This is a genomic window from Pseudomonas sp. SIMBA_067 (assembly GCF_046534675.1).
Lineage (GTDB): Bacteria > Pseudomonadota > Gammaproteobacteria > Pseudomonadales > Pseudomonadaceae > Aquipseudomonas > Aquipseudomonas putida.
Genome location: NZ_JAWRYH010000019.1, coordinates 34482 through 61422 on the forward strand (window position 1 = coordinate 34482; position 26941 = coordinate 61422).

Sequence of the window (26941 nt, forward strand, 5' to 3'; positions counted from 1 at the left end):
GCTTCGATAGTCATTATCAATAGATGTGACTGTACTTGTGCGGCCTGGCCTTGCACCATGGCTGCACTCACTGCGCCAGTGACTTTACCTGGCGTGTCCTGCACCTTTTTTCGGTAAATGACCCGCTATGAGTTCCGCCCTGTCCATCCGACAGCTGACCAAGACCTACGGCAATGGCTTCCAGGCCCTCAAAGGCATCGACCTCGATGTTGCCGAAGGCGACTTCTTCGCCTTGCTCGGCCCCAACGGCGCCGGCAAATCCACCACCATCGGCATTCTCTCAACCCTGGTGAACAAGACCAGCGGCACGGTGAGCGTGTTCGGCCATGACCTGGACCGCGAGCCTTCAGCGCTGAAGCGCTGCCTGGGTGTGGTGCCGCAGGAATTCAACTTCAACCAGTTCGAGAAAACCTTCGACATCGTCGTGACCCAGGCCGGCTATTACGGTATTCCGCCCAAGCTGGCCAAGGAGCGCGCCGAGCAGTACCTGACCCAGCTGGGCCTGTGGGACAAACGTGATGTGCAGTCGCGTTCGTTGTCCGGCGGCATGAAGCGGCGTCTGATGATTGCCCGTGCATTGATCCACGAACCGCGCCTGCTGATCCTGGACGAACCCACCGCCGGGGTGGATATCGAGCTGCGCCGCTCGATGTGGAGCTTCCTCACCGAGCTGAACCAGAAGGGCATCACCATCATCCTCACCACCCACTACCTGGAAGAGGCTGAACAGCTGTGCCGTAACATCGGCATCATCGACCATGGCACCATCGTCGAGAACACCAGCATGCGCCAGTTGCTGGGCAAGCTGCATGTCGAAACCTTCGTGCTCGACCTCAAGCAGGACCTGGCCGCGGCGCCGGTACTGCAGGGCTACCCGTGCCGGCTGCTGACCCCGCATACCCTGGAAGTGCAGGTGGAGAAGGACATCGGCATCACCGCGCTGTTCGGCCAGCTGGCGCTGCAGAACATCGAGGTGCAGAGCTTGCGCAACAAGACCAACCGACTCGAGGAGCTGTTCGTGTCCCTGGTGGAAAAAAACCTGTCGAAGGTGGCCGTATGAGTGTGGAGCTGCGCACCAACTGGGTCGCCCTGAACACCATCGTCTACCGCGAAGTGCGGCGCTTCTTGCGCATCTGGCCGCAGACGTTGCTGCCGCCTGCGATCACCATGGTTTTGTACTTTGTCATCTTCGGTAACCTGATCGGCCGACAGATTGGCGACATGGGTGGCTTCACCTACATGCAGTACATCGTGCCGGGGCTGATCATGATGTCGGTGATCACCAACTCCTACGGCAACGTGGTGTCGAGCTTCTTCGGCAGCAAGTTCCAGCGTTCGATCGAAGAGCTGATGGTGTCACCGGTGTCGCCGCACACCATTCTTGTCGGCTATGTGCTGGGCGGCGTGCTGCGCGGTTTGGCGGTGGGGGTGATCGTAACCATCCTGTCGATGTTCTTCACCGACCTGCAGGTGCACCACCTGGGCGTGACCGTGGTCGTGGTGCTGCTGACGGCCACCATCTTCTCGCTGCTGGGCTTCGTCAACGCCGTGTTTGCGCGCAATTTCGACGATATCTCGATTATCCCGACCTTTGTGCTGACGCCGCTGACCTACCTGGGCGGGGTGTTCTACTCGATCAACCTGCTGCCGCCATTCTGGCAGACCGTGTCGCTGGCCAACCCGGTGCTGCACATGGTGAACTCGTTCCGCTACGGCATCCTAGGGGTGTCGGATATCAGTATTGGCACGGCGATCACCTTCATGCTTGTGGCCACCGCAGTGCTCTACACATTGTGCATCCGCCTGCTGGTCAGCGGCCGCGGGATGCGGGCATGAGCCCTGTTGTGAACATCTGAGCTTGCGCCGGCGCCACTGCCGGCCAATCCACCAGCGCCAGTACAGCAGGGTGGTGAAGTAGGCGGCAATGCCCAGCACCACCCCGCACACCACCGACCCCAGCAGGAACGGCTGCCACACGGTGGCAAGCTGGTCGGTGATCCAGTCGAACGTCAGTTCGTCGGGCAATGTGCGCGGCGGCACCTGCATCAGCCAGGCGCCGGTCATGTAGGTGACGAAGAACACCGGCGGCATGGTGAGCGGGTTGGTCAGCCACACCAGGCTGACCGCGATCGGCAAGTTGCCACGTACCGGGATTGCCAGCGCCGCCGCCAGCAGCATCTGCATGGGGATAGGAATCAACGCCGCGAACAGGCCCACGCCCATGGCCCGTGCCACCGAATGGCGGTTCAGGTGCCAGAGGTTGGGATCGTGCAGCAACTTGCCGAAAAAGCGTAAGGACTTGTGTTCCCGAATGCTGGTCGGGTCCGGCATGTAGCGTTTGAAAAGGCGGCGCGGCATGTAGGCTCCCGGAGCGTTGATCCGCGCAGTATGCCCTTAATCCTGCGCAGTCTCGTTTAGAGTTTGTGACAATTGTTGAGCAAGCTTTGCCGGCAATTGAGCTATGCCTCAGGGGGTGATTTACCTTCTGGAGCTCTACCTCATGCGCACAGGGATGTTTGCGCTCGCGCTCGGGCTGCTGTGCCTGGGCTTTCTCCCCGTATTGCCATCGGTCGGATGGCTGCTGGCGCTGGCGGCCTTCGCTGTCCTAAGCCTGTTTTCCCGCGCTTGGCCGTTGGGCTGCTTTCTGCTGGGCCTGTGCTGGGCGTGCTGGTCTGCTCAGCACGCCCTGGATGATCGCCTGGCTGACGGCCTGGATGGCCGCACCTTGTGGCTGGAGGGGCGGGTGGTCGGCTTGCCAGCCCGAACGGCGCAAGGCGTGCGCTTCGAGCTGGAGGCAGCACACTCGCGGCGGGCCGAGCTGCCGCAACGGTTGCAACTGAGCTGGTTCGACGGGCCGCCGCTGCGGGCCGGTGAGCAGTGGCGGCTGGCCGTGACCTTGCAGCGCCCCGCCGGGCTGCTCAACCCACATGGGCCCGACCGGGAGGCGCAACTGCTGGCGCGGCGGGTGGGTGCCACCGGTACGGTAAAAGCCGGGCAACTGCTGGCGCCGGTAACCGGTGGTTGGCGCGATGTGCTGCGTCAGCGTTTGCTGGCGGTCGAAGCCAATGGCCGGCAGGCCGCGTTGGTGGCACTGGTGCTTGGCGACGGCACAGGCCTGGCCCGGGAGGACTGGCAGACGTTGCAAGCCACCGGCACGGTGCACCTGTTGGTAATCTCTGGCCAGCACATCGGCCTGGTGGCCGGCTTGCTGTACGGTCTGGTCGCCGGACTGGCGCGTTGGGGGCTGTGGCCCGCTCGGTTGCCGTGGCTGCCCTGGGCGTGTGGTCTGGCCATGGCGGCGGCATTGGCCTACGGCTGGCTGGCCGGTGCTGGTGTGCCGGTGCAGCGCGCCTGCCTGATGCTGGCGGTGGTGCTGCTCTGGCGCCTGCGCTTTCGCCATCTCGGTGCGACGCTGCCGCTGTTGCTGGCGCTGGTCGCGGTGCTGCTGGTCGAACCACTGGCAGCGCTGCTGCCTGGGTTCTGGCTGTCATTTACCGCGGTGGCCACGCTTGTCTATTGCTTCAGTGCCCGGCTAGGGGGCTGGCGGCCTTGGCAGGCCTGGACGCGCGCGCAATGGGTGATCGCCATCGGCCTGCTGCCGGTGTTGCTGGCCACGGGCTTGCCGGTGAGCCTGAGTGCGCCGCTGGCCAATCTTGTCGCAGTGCCTTGGGTGAGCGTGGCGGTGCTGCCTTTGGCACTGCTGGGTACGTTGCTGCTGCCACTGGGCGGGGTAGGGGAGGCGTTGCTATGGCTGGCGGGTGGCCTGCTGGATGGGCTGTTCCGGCTGCTGGCGCTGGTGGCGCAGCAGCGTCCGGCATGGGTGGCGCCGGCCCTGCCATTATGGGCCTGGCTATTGGTGAGCCTGGGCGCTCTGTTGGTTTTGCTGCCCCGTGGTGTGCCGCTGCGCGGGTTGGGCGGGGTGATGCTGCTGGCCTTGTGGGTGCCCAGAGAACCGGTGCCCCACGGGCAGGTCGAGGTCTGGCAGCTGGACGTTGGCCAAGGGCTGGCGGTGCTGTTGCGCACCCGGCATCACAGCCTGCTGTACGACGCCGGGCCGGCCAGAGGCGAAAGCGACCTGGGGGAGCGGGTGGTGCTACCGACGTTGCGCAAGCTGGGGGTGGGCAGCCTGGACACGATGGTGATCAGCCACGCGCATGCCGACCATGCGGGTGGTGCCTCGGCCATACAGCGTGGTCTGCCGGTCAGGCGGCTGATCGGCGGGGAAGCGCTGGAAGAAGTGCCATTGCAGCCCTGTGCCAGTGGCGAACAATGGGACTGGGATGGCGTGCGCTTTTCGCTGTGGCGCTGGGCGGCCGGGCAGAGCAGCAATGACCGTTCCTGTGTGCTGTTGGTAGAGGCGCAGGGCGAGCGCTTGCTGCTGGCGGGGGATATGGAAGCTGCTGCCGAACGGGCCTGGCTGGCGGACCATGAAACGCCGCGTATCGACTGGTTGCAGTCACCGCACCATGGCAGCCGCAGTTCGTCCACCGAGGCATTCATCCGGGCTACTGCGCCGCGTGGGGTATTGATTTCGCGAGGGCGCAACAACAGCTTCGGGCACCCGCATGTTCAGGTGATGGAGCGTTATCAGCGGCATGGGCTGGCGGTGCATGACACGGCGGTGGAGGGGGCATTGAGGTTGGTGGTGGGGCAGCATGGCGAAGTCGAAGGTATGAGGGGGCAGCGGCGGTTTTGGCGGGTTCGAGCTGAGTGAGCGGGAGGCAGGCCGGTGCATACGCCAATTCCCTGACCTCCGGCAGATGAGCCCTCGGCGCGCCTATGGTAGAGTGGCGGCCTTTTTGCGAAGGGGCGTTTACTGTGTGGGAATTGGTCAAGTCCGGTGGTTGGATGATGCTGCCGATCATTCTGAGTTCCATCGCTGCCATGGCTATCGTCGTCGAGCGCCTGTGGACCCTGCGCGCCAGTCGCGTCACCCCGCCGCACCTGCTGGGCCAGGTGTGGATGTGGATCAAGGACAAGCAACTGACCAGTGACAAGCTCAAGGCCCTGCGCGCCGATTCGCCATTGGGCGAAATCCTTGCCGCGGGCCTGGCCAACTCGCGCCATGGCCGCGAAATCATGAAAGAGTGCATCGAGGAAGCCGCCTCGCGCGTCATTCACGAACTGGAGCGCTACATCAGCACGCTCGGCACCATCGCCGCCATGGCCCCGCTGCTGGGCCTGCTGGGCACCGTGCTGGGCATGATCGACATCTTCAGCGCCTTCATGGGCTCGCAGATGAATGCCAATGCGTCCGTGCTGGCCGGTGGTATCTCCAAGGCCCTGGTCACCACTGCGGCCGGCCTGATGGTCGGTATCCCGGCGGTGTTCTTCCACCGCTTCCTGCTGCGCCGCATTGATGAGCTGGTGGTGGGCATGGAACAGGAGGCAATCAAGCTGGTGGAAGTGATCCAGGGCGACCGTGAAGTGGAAGTGGCCGGAGGCAAGGCGTGAAGTTCCGGCGCAATCGCCAGCGGGAGAACGTTGACATCAACCTGGCGTCGTTGATCGACGTGGTGTTCGTCCTGCTGCTGTTCTTCGTGGTCACCACCACCTTCACCCGCGAGACCCAGCTGCGCGTCGAGCTGCCCGAAGCTGCCAGCGCCGAGAAGGCGCCGGCCGACCAGGACAAGCTGGTGGAAATCACCATCAGCGCCGAAGGCGTGTATTCGGTGAACAACCACCTGCTGCCCAAGAGCGACCTGGCCACCTTGAGCGAGGCCATCGAGCGTGAGTCGGGCGGTGACAACAAGCTGCCGCTGGCCATCAGCGCCGACGGCAAGACCCCGCACCAGGCTGTGGTCACCGCAATGGACGCCGCCGGCAAGCTCGGTTTCAGCCAGTTGCGCATGACCACCGTCGAGGCGGCCCAGGGCACGCCTTGATGGCTTTCGCCGACCGTTTGCTCGCCGCCTGGTACGCCGGGCACCCAGCGCTGGCGCTGCTGCGCCCGCTGGAGGCGTTGTACCGCCGCGTGGTCACGCGCAAGCGGGCACGTTTTCTCAGTGGCGAAAGTGCCAGCTACCGGGCGCCAGTGCCAATCATCGTGGTGGGCAACATCACCGTGGGCGGCACCGGCAAGACGCCGATGATTCTCTGGCTGATCGAGCACTGCCGCCAGCAGGGGCTGAAGGTGGGCGTGGTCAGCCGTGGCTATGGTGCCAAGCCGCCGCAGCTGCCCTGGCGGGTGCAGGCCGACCAGCCGGCCGACCAGGCGGGCGATGAACCGCTGCTGATCGTGCAGCGCACCGGCGTGCCGCTGATGATCGACCCCGACCGCTCCCGCGCTGTGCAGGCGTTGTTGGCCAGCGAACCGCTCGACCTGATCCTGTGCGATGACGGCATGCAGCACTACCGCCTGGCCCGCGACCTCGAACTGGTGCTGATCGATGCCGCCCGCGGCCTGGGCAATGGCCGCTGCCTGCCAGCCGGCCCTTTGCGCGAGCCCGCCGAACGCCTGCAGGATGCTGACGCGGTGCTGTTCAACGGTGCCAGTGCCGACCGCGCCGATGGTTTTGGCTTCTGCCTGCAGCCGTCCGCCCTGGTCAACCTGCGCAGCGGCGAGCGTCGTGCCCTCGACCATTTCCCCGCAGGCCAGCGCCTGCACGCGGTGGCCGGTATTGGCAACCCGCAACGTTTCTTCAATACCCTGCTGGGGCTAAACTGGCAGCCGGTGCCGCATCCCTTCGCCGACCATGCACAGTTCAGTGTCCAAAGCCTGGCCTTCAGCCCCCCGCTGCCGCTGGTGATGACCGAGAAGGATGCGGTGAAATGCCGGGCCTTCGCCGCTGATGACTGGTGGTACCTGGCCGTCGAGGCGCAGCCCACGCCGGCTTTCAGCGCCTGGTTCGACAACCAGCTGCAGTGTCTGCTGCGCAAGCCCTGAGCCCGTTTTCAATTTTCGGCCACCTGGCCTAGAAGGAAGCCTCCAATGGACACCAAACTGCTCGATATCCTGGCCTGCCCGATCACCAAGGGCCCGCTCAAGCTCAGCGCCGACAAGACCGAGCTGATCAGCAAGGGCGCTGGCCTGGCCTACCCGATCCGCGACGGCATCCCGGTCATGCTGGAAAGCGAGGCGCGTACCCTGACTGACGACGAGCGTCTGGACAAATGAGCCTGGACTTCACCGTGGTAATCCCCGCCCGGCTGCGCTCCACACGCCTGCCAGGCAAGCCGTTGCTGGCGATTGCCGGCAAGCCGATGGTGCAGCATGTGTGGGAGCAGGCGCGCAAAAGTGCTGCCAGCCGTGTGGTCATCGCCACCGACGACGCCAGTATCCTGGAAGCCTGCCAGGCTTTCGGCGCCGAAGTGCTGATGACCCGTGCCGACCATGAATCGGGCACCGACCGCCTGGCCGAAGTGGCGGCGCACCTGGGCTTGCCGGCTGACGCCATCGTGGTCAACGTGCAGGGCGACGAGCCGCTGATCCCGCCGATGATCATCGACCAGGTGGCGGCCAACCTGGCTGCGCACCCGGAAGCTGGCATCGCCACCCTGGCCGAGCCGATTCATGAGCCGGAAACCGTGTTCAACCCCAACGCGGTCAAGGTGGTGAGCGACAAGAACGGCTTGGCCCTGACGTTCAGCCGCGCGCCGCTGCCCTGGGCCCGCGATGCTTTTGCCAGGGACCGCAACGTGCTGCCAGAAGGCGTGCCGTATCGCCGCCACATCGGCATGTACGCTTACCGCGTCGGCTTCCTGCAGGACTTTGTCGGTTGGGGCCCGTGCGGGCTCGAACAGACCGAAGCGCTGGAGCAGCTGCGTGCCTTGTGGCACGGCGTGCGTATTCACGTCGAGGATGCCATCGAGGCGCCTGCCGTGGGCGTTGATACACCTGAAGACCTGGAGCGCGTAAGGCGCTTGCTGGAGGCTTGATGCGCGTCCTGTTCGTCTGCCTGGGCAACATCTGCCGCTCGCCTACCGCCGAAGGCGTGCTGCGCCATCAATTGCAGGCCGCCGGGCTTGCCGACCGGGTGCAAGTGGCTTCTGCCGGCACCGGCGACTGGCATGTCGGCAAGGCGCCAGACAGCCGCACCTGCAAGGCGGCGCTGGCGCGCGGTTACGACCTGTCGCCGCAGCGCGCCCAGCAGGTCAAGGCGGCGCATTTTGCCGAGTATGACCTGATCCTGGCCATGGACGAGAGCAACCTGCGCGATCTGCGCGCCCTGCGCCCGCATACCGCAGCGGGTGAACTCGACCTGTTCCTGCGCCGCTATGGCTCGGTGCTGGATGAGGTACCTGACCCGTACTACGGCGGCGCTGACGGCTTCGAGCAGGTGCTCGACCTGGTCGAGGCGGCCTGCCAGGCGCTGGTGCTGGAAATCAAGGGGCGGCTATGACAGGGCAGTGGCAGGAGCAGGTATCGCTCAAACCGTACAACACCTTCGGCATAGACGTGAAGGCGCGTTACTTCAGCCAGGTGCAGGATGACCAGCAGGTGCGTCAGGCACTGGGCCAGGCGCAGCAGCGCGGGCTGCCGGTGTTGGTCATCGGTGGTGGTAGCAACCTGCTGCTCACCCGCGATATCGACGCGCTGGTGCTGCACATGGCCAGCCGTGGCTGCCGTGTGCTCAGCGACGATGGTGAACATGTCGTGGTCGAAGCCGAGGCTGGTGAGCCGTGGCATGTATTTGTGCAGTGGACACTGGCGCAGGGCTTTTGCGGGCTGGAAAACCTCAGCCTGATCCCAGGCACCGTGGGCGCCGCACCGATGCAGAACGTGGGCGCCTATGGGGTGGAGATCAAGGACGTGTTTGCCGGCCTGACCGCCCTGGACCGCGAGACGGGCGACCTGCATGACTTCGGTTTGGCAGAATGTGCCTTCGGTTATCGCGACAGCCTGTTTAAGCGCAACCCCGGGCGCTGGTTGATCCTGCGCGTGCGTTTTGCCTTGAGCCGTACCTTGCAGGCCCATCTGGACTATGGCCCGGTGCGTCAGCGCCTGGCGGAGCAGGGCGTGGCCGAGCCGACTGCGCAGGCGATCAGTGATGCTATTTGCAGCATTCGCCGTGAAAAGCTGCCAGACCCGGTGGAGCTCGGCAATGCCGGGAGCTTTTTCAAGAACCCGGTGGTGTCGGCTGAGCTGGTTGAGCGTATTCGTGCGCAATACCCGGCAGTGGTCGCTTATCCTCAGGCCGATGGCCAAGTGAAGCTGGCCGCGGGCTGGTTGATCGAGCAGGCGGGCTGGAAGGGCCATCGCGACGGCGATGCGGGCGTGCATCGCTTGCAGTCGCTGGTGCTGGTCAACTACGGGCATGCGAGCGGGGCACAGATGCATGCGCTGGCTCAGCAGATCCAGGCGGATATCCTGGAGCGGTTCGGGGTTGAGCTGGAGATGGAGCCTAACCTCTACTGAGCGTTCGGCTTTGGAATTGCGGGGTGGCAGAAATCGCGCGCCGCCCGCGCGGCGCTCGATCTCATAGGCAATGCGCCAGTAGCGACGAACACAAGAAAAAGCCCCGCCAGTTCGCACTGGCGGGGCTTTTTCATTCAGCCTTGGCTATCAACCGTGATGAGGCTTGTGCTCATCGGCGGCTTCCAGGGCTGGCTCCTCGGTCGCTGCAGCAGCTTCCTGCGCGGCTTTGGCGGCGGCCTCGGCCTCACGCTTGCGGCGGCGCACTTCCCGCGGGTCGTTCGGCGCACGGCCGTTGGCCAGCATGACGGTGGCAGCTTCTGCCTCTACCGGGGCTTCGACCGGGGCAGGCTCGACGACCACAGGTGCAGGCTCTGCGACTACTTCTGGCTGTGCTTCGACAGCCGGTGCAGGCTGCTCGGCAACCGGAGCGGTTTCAACCACGGCCGGAGCCTGTTCGATTTCGCCCGCTTCGACAACAGGCGTTTCAACAGGGGCGTCGGCGACGATCACCGGTTCGGCAGCAGGCGCTTCTTCAACCACGGGTTGCGGGGCGACTTCGACCACAGGCTCGGCGGTGACCTCGGCCACGACAACCGGCTCGCTGACAGGCTGCTCCACCACTGGGGCTACGGCAACTTCTTCAGCCTTGGCGACAGCTTCAACCTGCTCGACCTTTTCAGCCTTCTCGACCGGCTGGGCGGCTTGGCTGTTGTCGGTCTCTGCTGCGGCAGCGACTTCGGCGGTGGCCAGTTCGGCCTGCTGGTTGGCCTGGGCTTCGGCGTCCGCGCTGATGTTGCTGCTGGCAACAGCGGCAGTCACGGCCAGGCCGGCGGCCAGTTCGGCACCCAGCTCGGTGGCCTGGTGCTGTTGTGGCTGCCCTTCGCTGCCTTCTTCCTCTTCGCCACCGTCGATCAGCTCGCCATTGGCGTTGCGCTGGCGCTCACGACGGTTGCTGCGACGACGCTGGCCACGGGAGCGGCGGCGCGGACGCTCGCCATCGGTGCCTTCCTGTTCGTCTTGCAGCAGCTCTTCGTTCGGCAGTTGCTCTTCGGCCAGTTCGGCAGCCTGCTCGGCCGCTTCTTCGGCTACGCGTGGCTGGCGCTCTTCGCGTGGTGGGCGCGGGGCACGTTCTTCGCGTGGGGCGCGTTCTTCGCGAGGAGCACGCTCTTCACGCGGAGCACGTTCTTCACGCGGAGCACGTTCTTCGCGAGGTGCGCGCTCTTCACGCGGAGCACGTTCTTCGCGAGGTGCACGCTCTTCACGTGGGGCGCGTTCTTCACGGGCTACACGCTCTTCACGTGGCTGGCGCTCTTCGCGTTCGGCTGGCGGGGTGGCATCCAGCGGCTCACGCAGTTCGCGCACGCGCTCTTCGCCGCGGTTGCTGCGGCGGTCTTCGCGTGGCTGGCGTGGGGCGCGTTCTTCGCGTGGGGCGCGTTCTTCACGAGGTGCACGCTCTTCACGAGGTGCACGCTCTTCACGTGGCGCGCGTTCTTCACGAGGTGCACGCTCTTCGCGCGGGGCGCGCTCGGCACGTTCTTCACGCGGCTTGCGCTCTTCGTCGCGGCGTCCGTTGCGGTTGCGGCTCTGTTGACGGCCGTTGCGGCGCTCCTCGTTGCGCGGGCTGCGCTCGGCGGCCGGTTTCTCGGCGACGACCGGTGCAGCAGCGGCAGGTTCGTCCTTGCCGGCGAACAGGCTGACCAGCGACTTCACCAGGCCTTTGAACAGGCTTGGCTCCGGGGCGCTCGGGGCCGGGGCGGCCGGGGCGACAGCCTGAGGCTCTTCAGCAACCGGTACCGGCGCGTTGGTGCGGGCCGGGGCGGTCTTGACCGCTGCTTCCTGGCGAACCAGGGTGCGGGTGGCGGTCTGCTGCGGTGCCTCTTCGGCTTCGGTGGTGGCGATCTCGTAGCTGGACTGGTTGTTCAGCACTTCCGGGTTGTCGTCGCGCAGGCGCTGGACTTCGAAGTGCGGGGTTTCCAGGTGATCGTTCGGCAGGATGATGATGCGGGCACGTGTGCGCAGTTCGATCTTGGTGATCGAGTTGCGCTTCTCGTTGAGCAGGAACGCGGCCACTGGGATCGGCACTTGTGCACGGACTTCGGCGGTGCGGTCCTTCAGGGCTTCTTCTTCGATCAGGCGCAGGATGGCCAGCGACAGCGACTCGACGTCACGGATGATGCCGGTGCCGGAGCAGCGTGGGCAGACAATGCCACTGCTTTCGCCCAGCGATGGGCGCAGGCGCTGACGGGACATTTCCAGCAGGCCGAAGCGCGAGATGCGGCCAACCTGCACGCGGGCACGGTCCGCTTCCAGGCATTCGCGCACGCGTTCTTCAACGGCGCGCTGGTTTTTCGCCGGGGTCATGTCGATGAAGTCGATCACGATCAGGCCGCCGATGTCACGCAGGCGCAGCTGGCGGGCGATTTCCTCGGCCGCTTCCAGGTTGGTCTGCAGGGCGGTTTCTTCGATGTCGCTGCCTTTGGTGGCGCGCGCCGAGTTGATGTCGATAGACACCAGGGCTTCGGTCGGGTCGATCACGATCGAACCACCGGACGGCAGGTCGACCACGCGCTGGAAGGCGGTTTCGATCTGGCTTTCGATCTGGAAGCGGTTGAACAGCGGTACGCTGTCTTCGTACAGTTTCACCTTGCTGGCGTACTGCGGCATCACCTGGCGGATGAAGGTCAGGGCTTCTTCCTGGGCGTCGATGCTGTCGATCAGCACTTCACCGATGTCCTGGCGCAGGTAGTCGCGGATGGCGCGGATGATGACGTTACTTTCCTGGTAGATCAGGAATGGCGCGGCGCGGTCCAGGGACGCTTCCTTGATGGCGGTCCACAGCTGCAGCAGGTAGTCGAGGTCCCACTGCATTTCTTCGCTGCTGCGGCCAAGGCCGGCAGTGCGCACGATCAGGCCCATGTCGCCCGGCACGGTCAGACCGTTCAGGGCTTCGCGCAGTTCGTTGCGCTCTTCGCCTTCGATGCGGCGGGAGATGCCGCCAGCACGCGGGTTGTTGGGCATCAGCACCAGGTAGCGGCCAGCCAGGCTGATGAAGGTGGTGAGGGCGGCGCCTTTGTTGCCGCGCTCTTCCTTCTCGACCTGGACGATGACTTCCTGGCCTTCGCTGAGCACTTCCTTGATGTTCACCCGGCCCTCGGGGGCTTTCTTGAAGTATTCGCGGGAGATTTCTTTCAGCGGCAGGAAGCCGTGACGTTCGGAACCGAAGTCGACGAAGGCGGCTTCGAGGCTGGGTTCGATGCGGGTGATCTTGCCTTTGTAGATGTTGGCCTTTTTCTGCTCACGTGCGCCGGACTCGATGTCCAGGTCGTAGAGGCGTTGGCCGTCCACCAGGGCTACACGCAACTCTTCGGGTTGAGTTGCGTTAATCAGCATTCTTTTCATGTTGTACCGTCGGTTTCCGGGCTGCCGGAAACGGCGTTCGGCACACACGACGTCTCATGGTCGGTGCCAAGGTGCGCAAAGGGTGGCCGGGCCACCCCCGTGTCGAGCGACGTTCGGCACCAGCCGGTTGCCCAGCCTGCCGTTGTCACGACGACGCGTCCTGTTTGCTGCGGTGCCAACAAGGCCCCGGTGGCTTCGAATGGATATCGAATCAACCAAGCGGGCCTTGTGCACTCAGTCAGGAGGAGGAATCAACCTTCAGCCGTGGACGCCCGGGGGCATCTGTTCAGGACCTTATCCGCTCGCCAGCCGTCAGTGGCTGGTGGCCGGACGCGGTGCTACACGGTCCGAGGGCTGTGCATCTCCACCCTGCACGTATCCCTGATAATTCGGGTGCTGCCGCGCGCTGAATCCGCAACGGGTTGCATTTTTCGCCACTGCAGGTACTGCACTGGCGCCATTCATGTCCAAGGCAGGTATTTCCGAAGCATTCGCCGTGCGTTGCGTGGAAGCGACTCGCGGGCAGAGGTACTGCGAAAAGAATCGGGTAAGCAGGTGAAACACCGCACTTGTCGTTTTTTTTCGCTCTTCTCTACACAGCGCTGGTGGCGATTCCAGGCAATTCGGTAAACTGGCGAAAACCCCGTAGGACGGCCTCGCGTCCTGGAGAATTGCGTTGGTCAGGGCCGGCTGAAAGCCTGGTGCCGCTGGCCTGCCGCTTTTGGCGGCGTTCGCGACTATAGCAGCAATGATTAAGTGCTTCAATTCCATAAAAAATTGTTATGATCCCGCAATGACGACCAATACCCCTCCGACTTCCGGCGTACAGCTGATCGAAGTCGCGCCGGAGCTTGCCGGCCAACGCATCGATAATTTCCTCATCACGGCCCTCAAGGGCGTGCCCAAGACCTTGGTCTACCGCATCCTGCGCAAGGGTGAAGTACGGGTGAACAAAGGTCGGGTAAAGCCTGAGTACAAGATCCAGGCCGGCGATATCGTGCGGGTACCGCCCGTCCGCCTGCCGGAGCGTGACGAGCCGGCGCCGGTGGCTCAGGGCTTGCTGCAACGCCTTGAGGCGGCCATTGTCTACGAAGACAAGGCGTTGATCGTGATGAACAAGCCGTCCGGCATTGCCGTGCATGGCGGCAGCGGCCTGAGCTTTGGCGTGATCGAAGCGCTGCGCCAGCTGCGCCCGGACGCCAAGGAGCTGGAGCTGGTACACCGCCTGGACCGTGACACCTCCGGCCTGCTGATGATCGCCAAGAAGCGCAGCATGCTGCGCCACCTGCATGCCGCCCTGCGTGGCGATGGCGTCGACAAGCGCTACATGGCGCTGGTGCGCGGCCACTGGCCGACCTCGAAGAAGCAGGTAAACGCCCCGTTGCTCAAGAGCAACCTGCGCTCCGGCGAGCGCATGGTCGAAGTGAACGAAGAGGGCAAGGAGGCGTTGACCCTGTTCCGCGTGCTGCGCCGCTTTGGCGAGTTCGCCACCATTGTCGAGGCCCGTCCGATCACTGGGCGTACCCACCAGATCCGCGTGCACACACTGCATGCCGGGCACATGATTGCCGGTGACAGCAAGTACGGTGACGAAGACTTCAGTCGCGAAATTCGCGAGTTGGGGGGCAAGCGCCTGTTCCTGCATGCCTATGCGCTGACCGTGCCGCTGCCGGACGGTGGTGAGCTGAAGCTTGAAGCGCCTGTGGATGAAGTCTGGGCGAAAACCATTGAACGTCTGAGTGCGTCCTGATCCATGAATAAAGGCTATGAGCTACTGATCTTCGACTGGGACGGTACCCTGGCCGATTCCATCGGGCGTATTGTCGAGGCCATGAATGCCGCCGCCGAGCGTGCCGGCGAGGCGCCCAGCCAAGACGACGCGGTCAAGGGCATCATCGGTCTGGCCCTGGGTGAGGCGATCCATACCCTGTACCCGCACCTGGCGCCTGTGCAGGTCGAGCGCTTCCGTCAGCACTATGCCGATATCTACATGGCGCTGGACCAGCAGCCTTCGCCGCTGTTCGAGGGCGTGGTCGAGTCGCTGGATGCCTTCCGTGCCGAGGGTTACCGCCTGGCGGTGGCCACAGGCAAGGCGCGTCGTGGGCTGGATCGGGTGCTCAAGGCCAATGGCTGGGAGGCGTTCTTTGACATCACTCGCGCTGCTGACGAAACCCGCGGCAAGCCGCATCCGCTGATGCTTGAGGAAATTCTCGGCCATTGCGGCGTCGAACCGGGGCGGGCGCTGATGGTCGGAGATTCGGCATTCGACCTGCAGATGGCCAGCAATGCCGGCATGCATTCGGTGGCGGTGGGCTATGGTGCCATGTCGCTGCAGGCGCTGGCCGAGTTTGGTCCGCAGGTGTGCATCGATCACTTTTCCCAGCTGCGTGAGTGGCTGGGCGGTTCCGCAATTCCACTTCCAAGGTAGGTAAGCATGGCAGACGAATGGAAAGCCCCCGAGGCCGAACCCGAGGAGCGCGAAGGGCGCGAAGAGCGCAAGAGCTGGCAGCTGCTGGAAAAGACCTTGCTGGCCAGTGTGCAGGAGCAGCGCCGGGCGCGGCGCTGGGGGATCTTCTTCAAGCTGCTGACTTTCATCTACCTCTTCGGCTTCCTGGCATTGTTCACGCCGCTGATGGACATGGACAAGGCGGCATCGCGCAGTGCCAGCCATACCGCGCTGGTCGAGGTGCGCGGGGTGATTGCCGACCAGGAGGGCGCCAGCGCCGACAACATTGTCAAGAGCCTGCGCGACGCGTTCAAGGACAGCAAGACCAAGGCCGTGGTCATGCGCATCAACAGCCCGGGCGGCAGCCCGGTGCAGGCGGGTTACGTGTATGACGAAATCCGCCGCCTGCGTGCTGAATACCCGGCTATCAAGCTGTATGCAGTCATCGCGGATCTCGGCGCTTCTGGTGCCTATTACATTGCCAGTGCAGCGGATGAGATCTACGCCGATAAAGCCAGCCTGGTGGGTTCCATTGGTGTGACGGCGGCCGGTTATGGCTTTGTCGGCACCATGGAGAAGCTAGGGGTGGAACGGCGTTCCTATACCTCGGGCGAGCACAAGGCCTTCCTCGATCCGTTCTCGCCTGAAAAGCCCGAAGAAACCCGATTCTGGCAGGGTGTGCTGGATACCACTCACCAGCAGTTCATTGCCATGGTCAAGCAGGGGCGGGGCGAGCGGCTGAAGGACAAGGAGCATCCTGAGTTGTTCAGCGGCCTGATCTGGTCGGGCGAGCAGGCCAAGGCGTTGGGGCTGGTAGATGGGCTGGGCAGTGCCAGCTATGTGGCGCGTGAGATTGTCGGCGAGAAAGAGCTGGTGGACTTCACCGTCCAGGAGTCGCCTTTCGACCGTTTCTCCAAGCGCGTAGGTGCCAGCGTGGCTGAGCACCTGGCGATGTGGATGGGGTTCCAAGGGCCTCAGCTACGCTGAAGCTGCTGGGGGCGCTTTGCGGCCCCCAAATATCAAGGGATGACAACCCCTTCCTTGGTCAGCATATCCACCAACCGAATCAGCGGCAGGCCGATCAGGCTGGTCGCATCGCACCCGTGGGTGCTCTGAAACAAACTCACCCCCAAGCCCTCTGCCTTGAAGCTCCCTGCGCAATCCAGTGGCTGTTCCGCCGTCACATAGCGCTCCACCCGCTCCCGGCTTAATTCGCGCAGCGTCACCGTAAACGGCACGCAGTCCACCTGGCAGTGCCCGGTCGCGCTATTGAGCAATGCCAATCCGGTCAGAAAGCTCACCTGCTGCCCGCTGCACTCCAGCAGTTGCTCGCAAGCCCGCTCGAATGTGTGTGGTTTGCCCAGCACCTGTTCGCCCAGTACTGCAACCTGGTCCGAACCGATAATCAGGTGCGCGGGGTGGCTACCCGCCAAGGCCTCGGCCTTTTGCCTGGCCAGCCGGCGCACCAGTTCCACGGCGGGCTCGTCATCCCGTCGCTGTTCGTCTATATCGGGGCTTGCCCAAGTGAAGGGCAGGCGCAGGCGTGTCAGCAGTTCGCGGCGATAGGCAGAGCTGGAAGCCAGTAACAAAGGAAGCATGGTAGACTCCGTTTCGGTTGAACCAATCCTATCACGCACGATGCCGCCGAATTTCCTTTGACAGGGACGGGGGGCATCCCTAGAATGCTGCGCCTATGTTGAATGACCCGATTCCACCTCACGTTGACCCGCGCAAATTAGCCGATCGTGGCGTAACCCTCAACGGTTCGCTGCAACTCGCTGATTTGGAAAGACTCTGCGACCCGCTTTCCGACAATGTCGGTACGGTGCAGGCGAAGTTCGATTTTGAACGAGATGAACAGCACGTGGTGGTTATCCACACCGAGCTGAACGTCGAGGTCAAGATGGTTTGCCAGCGTTGTCTTGAGCTGGTCACCCTGCCGATCTACAGCGAATGTACATACGCTGTGGTGAAGGAGGGTGCGAATACCCAGTCGTTGCCGAAAGGCTATGACGTGCTGGAACTGGGCGAAGATCCTTTGGATCTGCAGGCATTGGTCGAGGAGGAGCTTCTGCTCGCCTTGCCAATCGTGCCTGCTCACCATCCGGAAGAATGCCAGCAGCCGGCGGGCGCAGACGAGCCCGAATCGAGCAAGGACGAGGTATCGCGGTCCAACCCGTTCAGTGTTTTGGCGCAGTTAAAGCGTGACCCAAACGTTTAGGAGTTAATCAATTATGGCTGTTCAGCAGAACAAAAAATCCCGCTCTGCCCGTGACATGCGCCGTTCGCACGACGCCCTGTCGGAAAACGCGCTGTCGGTAGAGAAAACCACCGGTGAAATTCACCTGCGCCACCACGTTTCGCCAGAAGGCGTATACCGTGGTCGTAAAGTGATCGATAAGGGCGCTGACGAGTAATCCTTGTCCGCTCAGATCATCGCGATCGACGCAATGGGCGGGGACTTCGGTCCCCGCAGCATTGTCCAGGCTAGCATTGCCTGCCTTTCGGCTACCCCCTCGCTGCACCTGACCCTCGTCGGTCAACCCTCCCTCCTAGAAGATCTTGTCAGCGGCCTTGCAGCTGCGGATCGCGCGCGCCTGCAGATTGTCGCCGCCAGTGAGGTGATCGGTATGGACGAGCGGCCCTCCCAGGCGCTACGCGGCAAGCCGGACTCGTCGATGCGCATCGCCCTCGAACTGGTGCGTGACGGCAAGGCCCAGGCCTGCGTCAGTGCCGGCAACACCGGGGCGCTGATGGCGCTGTCACGCTTCGTGCTCAAAACCTTGCCGGGTATCGATCGGCCAGCCATGGTGGCGGCGATCCCGACCCAGGCGGGTTACTGCCAGCTGCTGGACCTGGGTGCCAATGTCGATTGCAGCGCCGAGAACCTCTATCAGTTCGCGGTGATGGGCTCGGTGGCCGCCCAGGCCCTGGGTGTGCATCGGCCGCGTGTGGCATTGCTGAATATCGGTACCGAGGACATCAAGGGCAACCAGCAGGTCAAGCTGGCGGCCACGCTGTTGCAGAACGCTCGCGGCCTTAACTACGTCGGTTTCGTCGAAGGGGATGGCCTGTACAGAGGGGAGGCGGACGTGGTGGTGTGCGACGGTTTTGTCGGCAACATCCTGCTTAAATCCAGCGAGGGCCTGGCAACGATGATCGGTGCGCGCATCGAAAAGCTGTTCAAGGGCGGTGCATTTGCCCGGGTTGCCGGGGCCGTGGCCATGCCGCTGCTCAAGCGCCTGCAGGCCGACCTGGCGCCGGCGCGTCACAACGGTGCGAGCTTTCTGGGGTTGCAGGGTATCGTCATCAAGAGCCATGGCTCGGCAGGCGTGCAGGGTTTTCAGAGCGCCATTCAGCGCGCGCTGATCGAGATCCAGGAAAACCTGCCGCAGCGCCTGCATGGGCGCCTCGAAGACCTGTTGCCTTAGGCATTTCGCCGATGAAGTGCTTAAATGTGACCGCTTGGTCTGTGTTTCCATCCAAGTTTTCAGATTCTGCGTCTAGCCCCGGGCTCGGCGCACCCTATCCGACGACAAGATCATAAGGGCTTGTTCAATGTCTGCATCCCTCGCATTTGTCTTTCCCGGTCAAGGTTCCCAGTCGCTGGGCATGCTCAATGAACTCGGCGCCGAGAAGCCGGTAATCGTCGAGACCTTCAAGGAAGCGTCCGAAGCTCTGGGCTACGACCTGTGGAAGCTGGTCCAGGAAGGGCCGGAAGAGCAACTCAACCAAACCGACAAGACTCAGCCGGCGATCCTCGCTGCCTCCATCGCGCTGTGGCGCCTATGGCTGGAAGAGGGCGGCGCGAAGCCGGCCTTCGTTTCCGGTCACAGCCTGGGTGAGTACAGTGCGTTGGTCGCGGCGGGCAGCCTGTCGCTCAAAGATGCAGTGAAGCTGGTCAAGCGCCGCGGCGAACTGATGCAGGAAGCCGTGCCTGCCGGTCACGGTGCCATGGCCGCGATTCTCGGGCTGGACGACGCTGTCGTTGTCGAGATCTGTGCCAAGGCTGCCGAAGACGAAGTGGTCAGCGCAGTGAATTTCAACTCGCCAGGCCAGGTCGTGATCGCCGGTAACAAGGCGGCGGTAGACCGCGCCATGGCGCTGTGCAAAGAGGCCGGTGCCAAGCGCACTCTGCCGCTGCCGGTCAGCGTGCCGTCGCACTGCGCACTGATGAAGCCGGCTGCCGAGCGTTTTGCCGAATCGGTCAACGCCATCGAATGGAAGGCCCCACAGATTCCGGTGGTGCAGAACGTCACCGCCGCCATCGCCGCCGACCTCGATGCGCTCAAGCATGACTTGCTGGCGCAGCTGTACCAGCCGGTACGCTGGGTCGAGTGCGTGCAGACGCTCGCCGCAAACGGCGCGGTCAACCTGGTCGAGTGCGGCCCGGGCAAGGTCCTGGCTGGCCTGAACAAGCGTTGCGCCGACGGCGTGACCACCTACAACCTCAATACCCCTGACGCCGTTGCCGCCACCCGCGCGGCACTGGCCTGATTTGGAGAAGCTTGCATGAGCCTGCAAGGTAAAGTTGCACTGGTCACCGGCGCCAGCCGTGGCATTGGCCAGGCCATCGCCCTCGAGCTGGGCCGCCAGGGCGCGACCGTGATCGGTACCGCCACTTCGGCCTCCGGCGCCGAGCGCATCGCTGCCACCCTGAAAGAGCACGGCATCACCGGTACCGGCATGGAGCTGAACGTGACCAGCGCCGAATCCGTTGAAGCTGTTCTGGGTGCCATCGCCGAACAGTTTGGCGCGCCGGCCATCCTGGTCAACAACGCCGGTATCACTCGCGACAACCTCATGCTGCGCATGAAGGACGACGAGTGGTTCGACGTGATCGACACCAACCTGAACAGCCTCTACCGTCTGTCCAAGGGCGTGCTGCGTGGCATGACCAAGGCACGTTGGGGTCGTATCATCAGCATCGGCTCGGTCGTCGGTGCAATGGGTAACGCTGGCCAGGCCAACTACGCCGCCGCCAAGGCTGGCCTGGAAGGCTTCAGCCGCGCCCTCGCGCGTGAAGTGGGCTCGCGTGGCATCACCGTAAACTCGGTGACTCCGGGCTTCATCGACACCGACATGACCCGCGAACTGCCAGAAGCGCAGCGTGAAGCCCTGCAAACCCAGATTCCGCTGGGCCGCCTGGGCCAGGCTGATGAAATCGCCAAGGTGGTTTCGTTCCTGGCGTCCGACGGCGCGGCCTACGTGACCGGTGCTACCGTGCCGGTCAACGGCGGGATGTACATGTAACACTGCAACTCAATGTGACGGATTTCGTAAAAAAAGAGTCATACTGCGAGCCTAAAATCCGTTATAAAGCTGCAACCAGATTCCAGGCGGCGGGTGCGGTGACTGGTTTGAAGGTGCGTTTAGCTTGAAAAGCGAACGTCTTTCTATAAAATTAGCCACCGGCCAGCTGCCTGACATATATCCATTAGGAGTGAAAACTAGGTATGAGCACCATCGAAGAACGCGTCAAGAAAATCGTCGCCGAGCAACTGGGCGTGAAGGAAGAGGAAGTGACTAACGAGAAGTCCTTCGTCGATGACCTGGGTGCCGATTCGCTTGACACCGTTGAGCTGGTGATGGCTCTGGAAGAGGAATTCGAGACCGAAATCCCTGACGAAGAAGCCGAGAAAATCACTACCGTTCAAGCCGCTATCGACTACGTCAACAGCCACAAGGCCTAAGACGCTGTAGTCGTCGCTATTTGACGAGAAAAACCGCACTGCCTTTGCCGGCGTGCGGTTTTTTCTTTGCGAACGTGCTGCTTTCGGGCGAGCCGGCTTCGCTGACCGCGCACCAAGAGCCTGTTGCCATTCCATTCCTGCGCTTGAATGTAATCGCAAGAGACTCTGTTATTAGAAAAGGAGAGTACTGTGTCGCGTAGACGCGTCGTGGTCACCGGTATGGGTATGCTGTCGCCACTGGGTACCGATGTACCGAGCACCTGGCAGGGCATTCTGGCTGGCCGCAGTGGCATTGGTCCGATCGAACACACGGACCTGTCTGCCTACTCCACCCGTTTTGGCGGCTCGGTGAAAGGCTTCGAGGTCGAGCAATACCTGTCGGCCAAAGAGGCCCGCAAGCTTGACCTGTTCATCCAGTACGGCCTGGCGGCCGGTTTCCAGGCGGTGCGTAATGCCGGCCTGGATGTCACCGACGCCAACCGTGAACGCATTGGCGTGGCCATGGGCTCGGGGATCGGCGGCCTTACCAACATCGAGGAAACCAGCCGTACGCTGCACGATTCGGGGCCGCGTCGCATTTCCCCGTTCTTTGTGCCGGGCTCGATCATCAACATGATCTCCGGGTTCCTGTCGATCCACCTGGGCCTGCAGGGGCCGAACTACGCCATTGCCACCGCCTGCACCACCGGCACCCATTGCATCGGCATGGCCGCGCGCAATATCGCCTACGGTGAAGCTGACGTGATGATTGCAGGTGGCGCGGAGATGGCTGCCTGTGGCCTGGGCATGGGCGGCTTCGGTGCCTCGCGTGCGCTGTCCACCCGCAACGACGAGCCAAGCCGGGCCAGCCGCCCGTGGGACAAGGGCCGTGACGGCTTTGTATTGTCCGACGGTGCCGGTGCCCTGGTGCTCGAAGAACTGGAGCACGCCAAGGCCCGTGGTGCGACCATCTATGCCGAGCTGGTTGGCTTTGGCATGAGCGGCGACGCCTACCACATGACTTCGCCACCCGACACCGGCGAGGGTGCTGCCCGCTGCATGGCCAACGCCTTGCGCGATGCCGGTATCCAGCCGGAAGAGGTCAGCTACATCAACGCCCACGGTACCTCGACCCCTGCGGGCGACGTGGCCGAGGTGGCCGCGATCAAGCGCGTGTTCGGTGAGCATGCCTACAAGCTGGCTGTCAGTTCGACCAAGTCGATGACCGGCCACCTGCTGGGCGCCGCAGGCGCGGTGGAAGCGATCTTCAGTGTGCTGGCGATCAACAGTCAGATGGCCCCGCCCACCATCAACCTGGACGAACCGGACGAAGGTTGCGACCTCGACTTCGTTCCGCACCAGGCGCGCAGCATGCCGATCGACGTGGTGTTGTCCAACTCGTTCGGCTTTGGCGGCACCAACGGCTCGCTGGTGTTCCGCCGGTTCGCCGGTTGATGCACAGCTGGGTCGATGGCCAGCCCGCGGTTGCAGTCAACCTGCAGAACCGCGGCCTGGCCTACGGCGATGGCCTGTTCGAGACCATTGCCGTGCGCGGCGGCCAGCCCAGCTTGCTGGACGGCCACCTCGCACGCCTGGCGCTGGGTTGTCAGCGCCTGGCGATCAGTGCCGACATGGCGCTGGTGCGCGACGAGCTCCTGCGCTATACAAGCCAGCTCGGTGAAGGTGTAGCCAAACTCATCCTTACCCGTGGTGACAGCCAGCGTGGCTATGCGCCGGTTGCCGGTGCCGCGCCGCGGCGAATCCTGCAGGGCAGCCCGTTACCCAGCTATCCTGTGGAGCATGCCGAGCACGGCGTGCGCTTGTTTCCGTGCCAGACCCGGCTTGGGGAACAACCGCTGCTGGCCGGCCTCAAACACCTCAACCGCCTGGAGCAGGTGCTGGCCCGTGCCGAATGGCAGGACAGCGAGCATGCCGAAGGCCTGATGCGTGACGGGCAGGGCAGGGTGATCGAAGGGGTGTACAGCAATCTGTTCCTGGTGCGCGATGGCGTGCTGTTCACTGCCGACCTCAGCCGTTGTGGTGTGGCCGGGGTGATGCGTGCTGCATTGCTGGAACAGGCCGCGCTGCTGGGCATCCCGGCGCAGGTCGCTGACCTGCCGTTTGACGCGCTGGAGCAGGCAGATGAAGTATTTGTTTGCAATAGCGTTTACGGCATCTGGCCCGTGCGGGGCGTAGCCGCGCTAAACTGGTCGCCTGGCCCGCTCACCCGTAAACTGCAGGCCGTTGCCCGTACGTTACTGGAAACCTGAATTCGTGAGACGTAAATTCCTGCTACTGCTGGAAATGGGCTTGATACTTGCTGGGCTGGCGCTTGGCTGGTCGGCCTGGAAGGTCAACTCGGTCCTGGAGCAGCCCCTGCACGTGACGCAGGAGCGCCTGCTCGACGTGCCAAATGGCACCAACCCCAACCGCATGTTCTACCGCATGCAACAAGAAGGGTTGCTCGACGATGCTGTCTGGTTGCGCTTGTACTGGCGCTTCAACATGGCTGGCACCGCCCTGCACACCGGCGAATACCGCCTCACCCCAGGCATGACGGTCGAACAGTTGTTCGACGCTTGGCGCCGGGCCGATGTGGTGCAATACAACCTCACTCTGGTCGAGGGCTGGACCTTCCGTCAGGTGCGCTCGGCTGTAGCCAAGCATGAAAAGATCAAGCACACCCTGGACGGCCTGTCGGATTCCGAAGTGATGGACAAGCTCGGCCACACCGGCGTGTTCCCCGAAGGGCGCTTCTTCCCGGACACCTACCGCTTCGTGCGTGGCATGAGCGATGTCGAGTTGCTGCAGCAGGCCTACATGCGCCTGGACGAAGTGCTGGCAAAGGAGTGGGCCGAGCGCACCACCGACCTGCCGTATCGCGACCCGTACCAGGCGCTGATCATGGCCTCGCTGGTGGAAAAGGAAACCGGTATCCCCCAGGAGCGTGGGCAGATTGCCGGCGTATTTGTACGGCGCCTGCGCCTGGGCATGATGCTGCAGACCGACCCGACGGTGATCTACGGCATGGGTGAGCGTTACAACGGCAGGATTACCCGCGCCGACCTGCGCGATCCGACGCCCTACAACACCTATACCATGACAGGGCTACCGCCCACCCCTATTGCCATGGTCGGCCGCGAAGCGATTCACGCGGCGCTCAACCCGTCCGATGGCACCAGCCTGTACTTCGTCGCCCGCGGCGATGGCAGCCATGTGTTCTCCGACGACCTCGACGACCATAATTCGGCGGTGCGCGAGTTCCAGCTCAAGCGTCGTACAGACTACCGCTCCAGCCCTGCGCCGCAGCAAGAGGCACAGCCGGGTACTGACGACGCCCAGCCCCAGATGCCCGCAACTGACGAGCCGGCTGCACAGCCAGCACCCGAAGCGCTGCCTGCGCAGGATGCCCCTGCTGGTGGTGCGCAAGCGGCCGAACGGCCGACGCCTGACCAACAACATTAAGGACTGCCTGTGAGCGGCTTGTTTATTACGCTGGAAGGCCCCGAAGGCGCGGGCAAGAGCACCAACCGCGATTACCTTGCTGCGCGCTTGCGCGAGCAGGGCCTGGATGTAGTGCTGACCCGTGAGCCCGGTGGTACGCCGCTGGCCGAAAAAGTGCGCGAGCTGCTGCTGGCCCCCACCGATGAAACCATGGCGGCCGACACCGAGCTGTTGCTGGTGTTCGCGGCGCGCGCCCAACACCTCGCGCAGGTAATCCGCCCGGCACTGGCCCGCGGCGCCGTGGTGCTGTGTGACCGCTTCACCGACGCCACCTATGCCTATCAGGGCGGTGGGCGCGGTTTGTCGGTCGAGCGCATCGCTACCCTGGAGCAATTCGTCCAGGGTGACCTGCGCCCGGACCTGACCTTGGTCTTCGACCTGCCAGTGGAAGTGGGCTTGGCCCGTGCCACCGCCCGCGGCCGCCTGGACCGGTTCGAGCAAGAAGGCCAGGCGTTTTTCGAAGCGGTGCGCCAGGCATACCTGCAGCGCGCCCAGCGCGAGCCGCAGCGCTACAGCATGCTCGATGCCGCGCAAACGCTGGAAGCCGTGCAGCGCGCCATCGATGCGCTGCTGCCGGCGATTGTGGAGCGTTGCCGTGGCTGACGCCTACCCCTGGCAGCAGGCCCTCTGGCAGCAACTGGCCGGCCGCAGCCAGCACGCGCACGCCTACCTGCTGCACGGGCCGCAGGGTATCGGCAAGCGGGCCATGGCCGAGCGCCTGATGGCCCGCCTGCTGTGCCAGCAGCCCCAAGGGCTGGATGCCTGCGGTGGGTGCAAGTCCTGCCTGTTGCTCAAGGCCGGTAGCCACCCGGACAACTTTGTGCTCGAGCCTGAAGAGGCCGACAAGCCGATCAAGGTCGACCAGGTGCGCGAGCTGGTGGCATTCGTGGTGCAAACCGCGCAATTGGGCGGTCGCAAGGTGGTGCTGATCGAGCCTGTCGAGGCGATGAACGTCAACGCCTCCAACGCGCTGCTCAAAAGCCTCGAAGAGCCATCTGGCAATACGGTGCTGCTGCTGGTCACGCACCAGCCCAGCCGCTTGTTGCCGACCATCAAGAGCCGCTGCCAGCAGGTGGCGTGCCCGCAGCCAAGCCTGGCCCAGAGCCAGGCCTGGCTGGCCGGTGCGTTGCCTGACAGTGACGAGGCCGAGCGTGACGAGCTACTGACGCTGGCCGCTGGTTCGCCATTGATGGCGGTCAGCCTGCAGGCACAGGGTGTGCGCGAGCAACGTGCGCTGGTTACTGACGGGGCGAAGAAGCTGATCAAGCAGCAGCAATCGCCCAGCCAGCTGGCCGATGCCTGGAACGGCGTGCCACTGCTGTTGCTGTTCGACTGGTTCTGCGATTGGTCGCATCTGATCCTGCGCTACCAGTTGACCCAGGACGAGGAGGGGTTAGGCTTGGCCGATATGCGCAAGGTGGTGCAATACCTGGCGCAGAAGAGCCGCCAGTCCAAGGTGCTGGAGGTGCAGGCCTGGATTCTGGAGCAGCGCCAGAAGGTGCTGGGCAAGGCCAACCTCAACCGCGCCCTGCTGCTCGAATCGCTGCTGGCTCACTGGCTGCAACTGCCGGGTGCCCGCTGATTTTCATTTTTTCATGTGTGCCGTTATCCCATGCTCGTAGATTCCCATTGCCACCTCGACCGTCTTGACCTGAGCGCCCACCAGGGCTCCCTCGATGCTGCATTGCAGGCGGCCCGTGAGCGCGGGGTCGGGCATTTTCTGTGTATCGGCGTAAGTGCCGAAAACGCCGGTGCGGTGAAGGCGTTGAGCGAGCAGTATGCTGACGTCGATTGCTCGGTGGGTGTGCACCCGCTGGACCTGGCGCCGGGTGAAACCCCTGCGCTGGAATGGCTGCTGCGCGAGCTGGCCCACCCCCATGTGGTGGCGATTGGCGAAACCGGGCTGGACTACCACTATGAGCCGGAAGCTGCCGAGCTGCAGCAGGCTTCGTTCCGCCTGCACCTGGAGGCCTCGCGGCAGACCGGCAAGCCGGTCATCGTGCACACCCGTGCGGCACGCGCCGATACCTTGGCACTATTGCGCGAGGCCAACCTGCCGCAGGCTGGGGTGCTGCATTGCTTCACCGAAGACTGGGAAATGGCCAAGGCCGCGCTGGACCTGGGGTATTACATCTCGCTGTCTGGCATCGTTACCTTCCGCAATGCCGATGCCCTGCGCGAAGTGGCGCGGCAGGTGCCGGTCGATCGTTTGCTGGTCGAGACCGATTCGCCGTATCTGGCACCCATTCCGTACCGTGGCAAGCCGAACCTTCCGCAGTATGTGCGGGAAGTGGCGGAGTATGTGGCTTCGTTGCGGGGGGCCAGTTATGAGCAACTGGCTGAGCAGACTACTGCCAACTTCAAGCGGTTGTTCCCGTTGGCGCGGATGGCTTGATGGCGCATGAGCCTGAGTGCACTTGCACTTGCACTTGCACTTGCTCTTGCTTTGGCTTTGGCTTCTAAGCGCGCGGTAGCTCAGGCGACACAGATTGCGACTTCAGGAGGCCGAGCGCAGGGCTTGCGAAGGGAGGTGACGGGCATGGATGCCCGTCAAGCGCTGGG

Annotated in this window: 28 protein-coding genes; 25 read left to right on the top strand and 3 right to left on the bottom strand. The window is 63.7% G+C overall.

Annotation, left to right across the window (positions count from 1 at the left end; translation table 11 throughout):
• The first annotated feature begins 127 nt into the window (after positions 1 to 127).
• Both SB765_RS27040 and SB765_RS27045 read left to right on the top strand, forming a co-directional pair.
• Positions 128 to 1060, top strand: coding sequence for an ABC transporter ATP-binding protein (locus tag SB765_RS27040; protein WP_409315476.1), 933 nt, complete (start codon positions 128 to 130; stop codon positions 1058 to 1060).
• Complete coding sequence (locus SB765_RS27045; protein ID WP_016500910.1) at positions 1057 to 1836, top strand: ABC transporter permease; 780 nt, start codon at positions 1057 to 1059, stop codon at positions 1834 to 1836. The genes SB765_RS27040 and SB765_RS27045 overlap by 4 nt, the downstream gene beginning before the upstream one ends.
• On the opposite strand, the gene SB765_RS27050 is transcribed toward SB765_RS27045, so the two are convergent.
• A complete protein-coding gene (locus SB765_RS27050) occupies positions 1720 to 2358 on the bottom strand; it encodes a DUF2062 domain-containing protein (protein WP_341797943.1) in 639 nt (212 codons plus the stop codon). The genes SB765_RS27045 and SB765_RS27050 overlap by 117 nt on opposite strands.
• 142 nt (positions 2359 to 2500) lie before the next feature.
• Here SB765_RS27050 and SB765_RS27055 point away from each other — a divergent pair, with 142 nt between their 5' ends.
• The 8 genes from SB765_RS27055 (at position 2501) to murB (ending at position 9358) form a co-directional block, all read left to right on the top strand.
• Positions 2501 to 4714 carry a DNA internalization-related competence protein ComEC/Rec2 gene (locus tag SB765_RS27055; protein WP_410932225.1) on the top strand — a complete coding sequence of 738 codons (2214 nt, stop codon included), beginning with the start codon at positions 2501 to 2503 and terminating at the stop codon, positions 4712 to 4714.
• Between the two features lie 104 nt (positions 4715 to 4818).
• A complete protein-coding gene (locus tag SB765_RS27060) occupies positions 4819 to 5454 on the top strand; it encodes a MotA/TolQ/ExbB proton channel family protein (RefSeq protein WP_016500907.1) in 636 nt (211 codons plus the stop codon).
• Positions 5451 to 5885 (top strand): ExbD/TolR family protein, encoded by a 435-nt coding sequence (locus SB765_RS27065; protein ID WP_016500906.1) that lies wholly within the window; start codon positions 5451 to 5453, stop codon positions 5883 to 5885. The genes SB765_RS27060 and SB765_RS27065 overlap by 4 nt, the downstream gene beginning before the upstream one ends.
• Entirely contained in the window at positions 5885 to 6886 is a 1002-nt protein-coding gene (gene lpxK / locus SB765_RS27070; RefSeq protein WP_341797944.1) for a tetraacyldisaccharide 4'-kinase, read from the top strand. The genes SB765_RS27065 and lpxK overlap by 1 nt, the downstream gene beginning before the upstream one ends.
• Before the next feature lie 45 nt (positions 6887 to 6931).
• Positions 6932 to 7117: a Trm112 family protein gene (locus SB765_RS27075; RefSeq protein WP_003247142.1), complete on the top strand. Its 186-nt coding sequence runs from the start codon at positions 6932 to 6934 to the stop codon at positions 7115 to 7117.
• Positions 7114 to 7878, top strand: coding sequence for a 3-deoxy-manno-octulosonate cytidylyltransferase (gene kdsB / locus SB765_RS27080; RefSeq protein ID WP_341797945.1), 765 nt, complete (start codon positions 7114 to 7116; stop codon positions 7876 to 7878). The genes SB765_RS27075 and kdsB overlap by 4 nt, the downstream gene beginning before the upstream one ends.
• The gene (locus SB765_RS27085; RefSeq protein ID WP_049276734.1) at positions 7878 to 8342 is read left to right on the top strand and encodes a low molecular weight protein-tyrosine-phosphatase; all 465 of its coding nucleotides are present in this window, start codon (positions 7878 to 7880) and stop codon (positions 8340 to 8342) included. The genes kdsB and SB765_RS27085 overlap by 1 nt, the downstream gene beginning before the upstream one ends.
• Positions 8339 to 9358, top strand: a complete 1020-nt coding sequence (gene murB / locus SB765_RS27090) for a UDP-N-acetylmuramate dehydrogenase (RefSeq protein WP_410932226.1) — start codon at positions 8339 to 8341, stop codon at positions 9356 to 9358. The genes SB765_RS27085 and murB overlap by 4 nt, the downstream gene beginning before the upstream one ends.
• Positions 9359 to 9505: 147 nt before the next feature.
• Here the strand turns inward: murB and rne are convergent, their stop codons facing one another.
• A complete protein-coding gene (rne, locus tag SB765_RS27095; RefSeq protein ID WP_410932227.1) occupies positions 9506 to 12757 on the bottom strand; it encodes a ribonuclease E in 3252 nt (1083 codons plus the stop codon).
• 793 nt (positions 12758 to 13550) lie between these two features.
• Here rne and rluC point away from each other — a divergent pair.
• From rluC to SB765_RS27110, 3 genes are read left to right on the top strand one after another with little or no spacing between them, the layout of a single operon-like run.
• Complete coding sequence (gene rluC, locus SB765_RS27100) at positions 13551 to 14507, top strand: 23S rRNA pseudouridine(955/2504/2580) synthase RluC (protein ID WP_043200393.1); 957 nt, start codon at positions 13551 to 13553, stop codon at positions 14505 to 14507.
• 3 nt (positions 14508 to 14510) lie between these two features.
• Positions 14511 to 15185 carry an HAD family hydrolase gene (locus SB765_RS27105; protein WP_410911354.1) on the top strand — a complete coding sequence of 225 codons (675 nt, stop codon included), beginning with the start codon at positions 14511 to 14513 and terminating at the stop codon, positions 15183 to 15185.
• Between the two features lie 6 nt (positions 15186 to 15191).
• Positions 15192 to 16190 carry a S49 family peptidase gene (locus SB765_RS27110; protein WP_341797949.1) on the top strand — a complete coding sequence of 333 codons (999 nt, stop codon included), beginning with the start codon at positions 15192 to 15194 and terminating at the stop codon, positions 16188 to 16190.
• Between the two features lie 32 nt (positions 16191 to 16222).
• Here the strand turns inward: SB765_RS27110 and SB765_RS27115 are convergent, their stop codons facing one another.
• Positions 16223 to 16801: a Maf family protein gene (locus tag SB765_RS27115; protein WP_341797950.1), complete on the bottom strand. Its 579-nt coding sequence runs from the start codon at positions 16799 to 16801 to the stop codon at positions 16223 to 16225.
• 95 nt (positions 16802 to 16896) lie between these two features.
• On the opposite strand from SB765_RS27115, the gene SB765_RS27120 reads away from it, so the two are divergent.
• The 12 genes from SB765_RS27120 to SB765_RS27175 all read left to right on the top strand — a co-directional run bounded on the left by SB765_RS27120 (position 16897) and on the right by SB765_RS27175 (position 26774).
• Positions 16897 to 17424: a YceD family protein gene (locus SB765_RS27120; RefSeq protein ID WP_016500896.1), complete on the top strand. Its 528-nt coding sequence runs from the start codon at positions 16897 to 16899 to the stop codon at positions 17422 to 17424.
• A gap of 13 nt (positions 17425 to 17437) precedes the next feature.
• A complete protein-coding gene (gene rpmF, locus SB765_RS27125) occupies positions 17438 to 17620 on the top strand; it encodes a 50S ribosomal protein L32 (RefSeq protein ID WP_016485486.1) in 183 nt (60 codons plus the stop codon).
• Between the two features lie 3 nt (positions 17621 to 17623).
• The gene (plsX, locus tag SB765_RS27130; protein WP_016500895.1) at positions 17624 to 18634 is read left to right on the top strand and encodes a phosphate acyltransferase PlsX; all 1011 of its coding nucleotides are present in this window, start codon (positions 17624 to 17626) and stop codon (positions 18632 to 18634) included.
• A gap of 127 nt (positions 18635 to 18761) precedes the next feature.
• Positions 18762 to 19700 carry an ACP S-malonyltransferase gene (gene fabD / locus SB765_RS27135; RefSeq protein WP_341797951.1) on the top strand — a complete coding sequence of 313 codons (939 nt, stop codon included), beginning with the start codon at positions 18762 to 18764 and terminating at the stop codon, positions 19698 to 19700.
• 15 nt (positions 19701 to 19715) lie between these two features.
• Positions 19716 to 20456 (top strand): 3-oxoacyl-ACP reductase FabG, encoded by a 741-nt coding sequence (gene fabG, locus SB765_RS27140; RefSeq protein ID WP_016500893.1) that lies wholly within the window; start codon positions 19716 to 19718, stop codon positions 20454 to 20456.
• 203 nt (positions 20457 to 20659) lie between these two features.
• The gene (gene acpP / locus SB765_RS27145; protein WP_008096410.1) at positions 20660 to 20896 is read left to right on the top strand and encodes an acyl carrier protein; all 237 of its coding nucleotides are present in this window, start codon (positions 20660 to 20662) and stop codon (positions 20894 to 20896) included.
• 189 nt (positions 20897 to 21085) lie between these two features.
• Complete coding sequence (gene fabF / locus SB765_RS27150) at positions 21086 to 22330, top strand: beta-ketoacyl-ACP synthase II (RefSeq protein ID WP_341797952.1); 1245 nt, start codon at positions 21086 to 21088, stop codon at positions 22328 to 22330.
• Positions 22330 to 23145, top strand: coding sequence for an aminodeoxychorismate lyase (pabC, locus tag SB765_RS27155; protein WP_341797953.1), 816 nt, complete (start codon positions 22330 to 22332; stop codon positions 23143 to 23145). Before fabF ends, pabC begins: the two co-directional genes overlap by 1 nt.
• Before the next feature lie 4 nt (positions 23146 to 23149).
• Positions 23150 to 24340, top strand: coding sequence for an endolytic transglycosylase MltG (gene mltG, locus SB765_RS27160; RefSeq protein WP_410932228.1), 1191 nt, complete (start codon positions 23150 to 23152; stop codon positions 24338 to 24340).
• Between the two features lie 9 nt (positions 24341 to 24349).
• On the top strand, positions 24350 to 24982 hold the full coding sequence (gene tmk / locus SB765_RS27165) for a dTMP kinase (RefSeq protein WP_410932229.1): 633 nt from the start codon (positions 24350 to 24352) through the stop codon (positions 24980 to 24982).
• The gene (locus tag SB765_RS27170; RefSeq protein WP_410932230.1) at positions 24975 to 25961 is read left to right on the top strand and encodes a DNA polymerase III subunit delta'; all 987 of its coding nucleotides are present in this window, start codon (positions 24975 to 24977) and stop codon (positions 25959 to 25961) included. The genes tmk and SB765_RS27170 overlap by 8 nt, the downstream gene beginning before the upstream one ends.
• 30 nt (positions 25962 to 25991) lie before the next feature.
• Positions 25992 to 26774 carry a TatD family hydrolase gene (locus SB765_RS27175; protein ID WP_341797957.1) on the top strand — a complete coding sequence of 261 codons (783 nt, stop codon included), beginning with the start codon at positions 25992 to 25994 and terminating at the stop codon, positions 26772 to 26774.
• Positions 26775 to 26941: the final 167 nt, after the last annotated feature.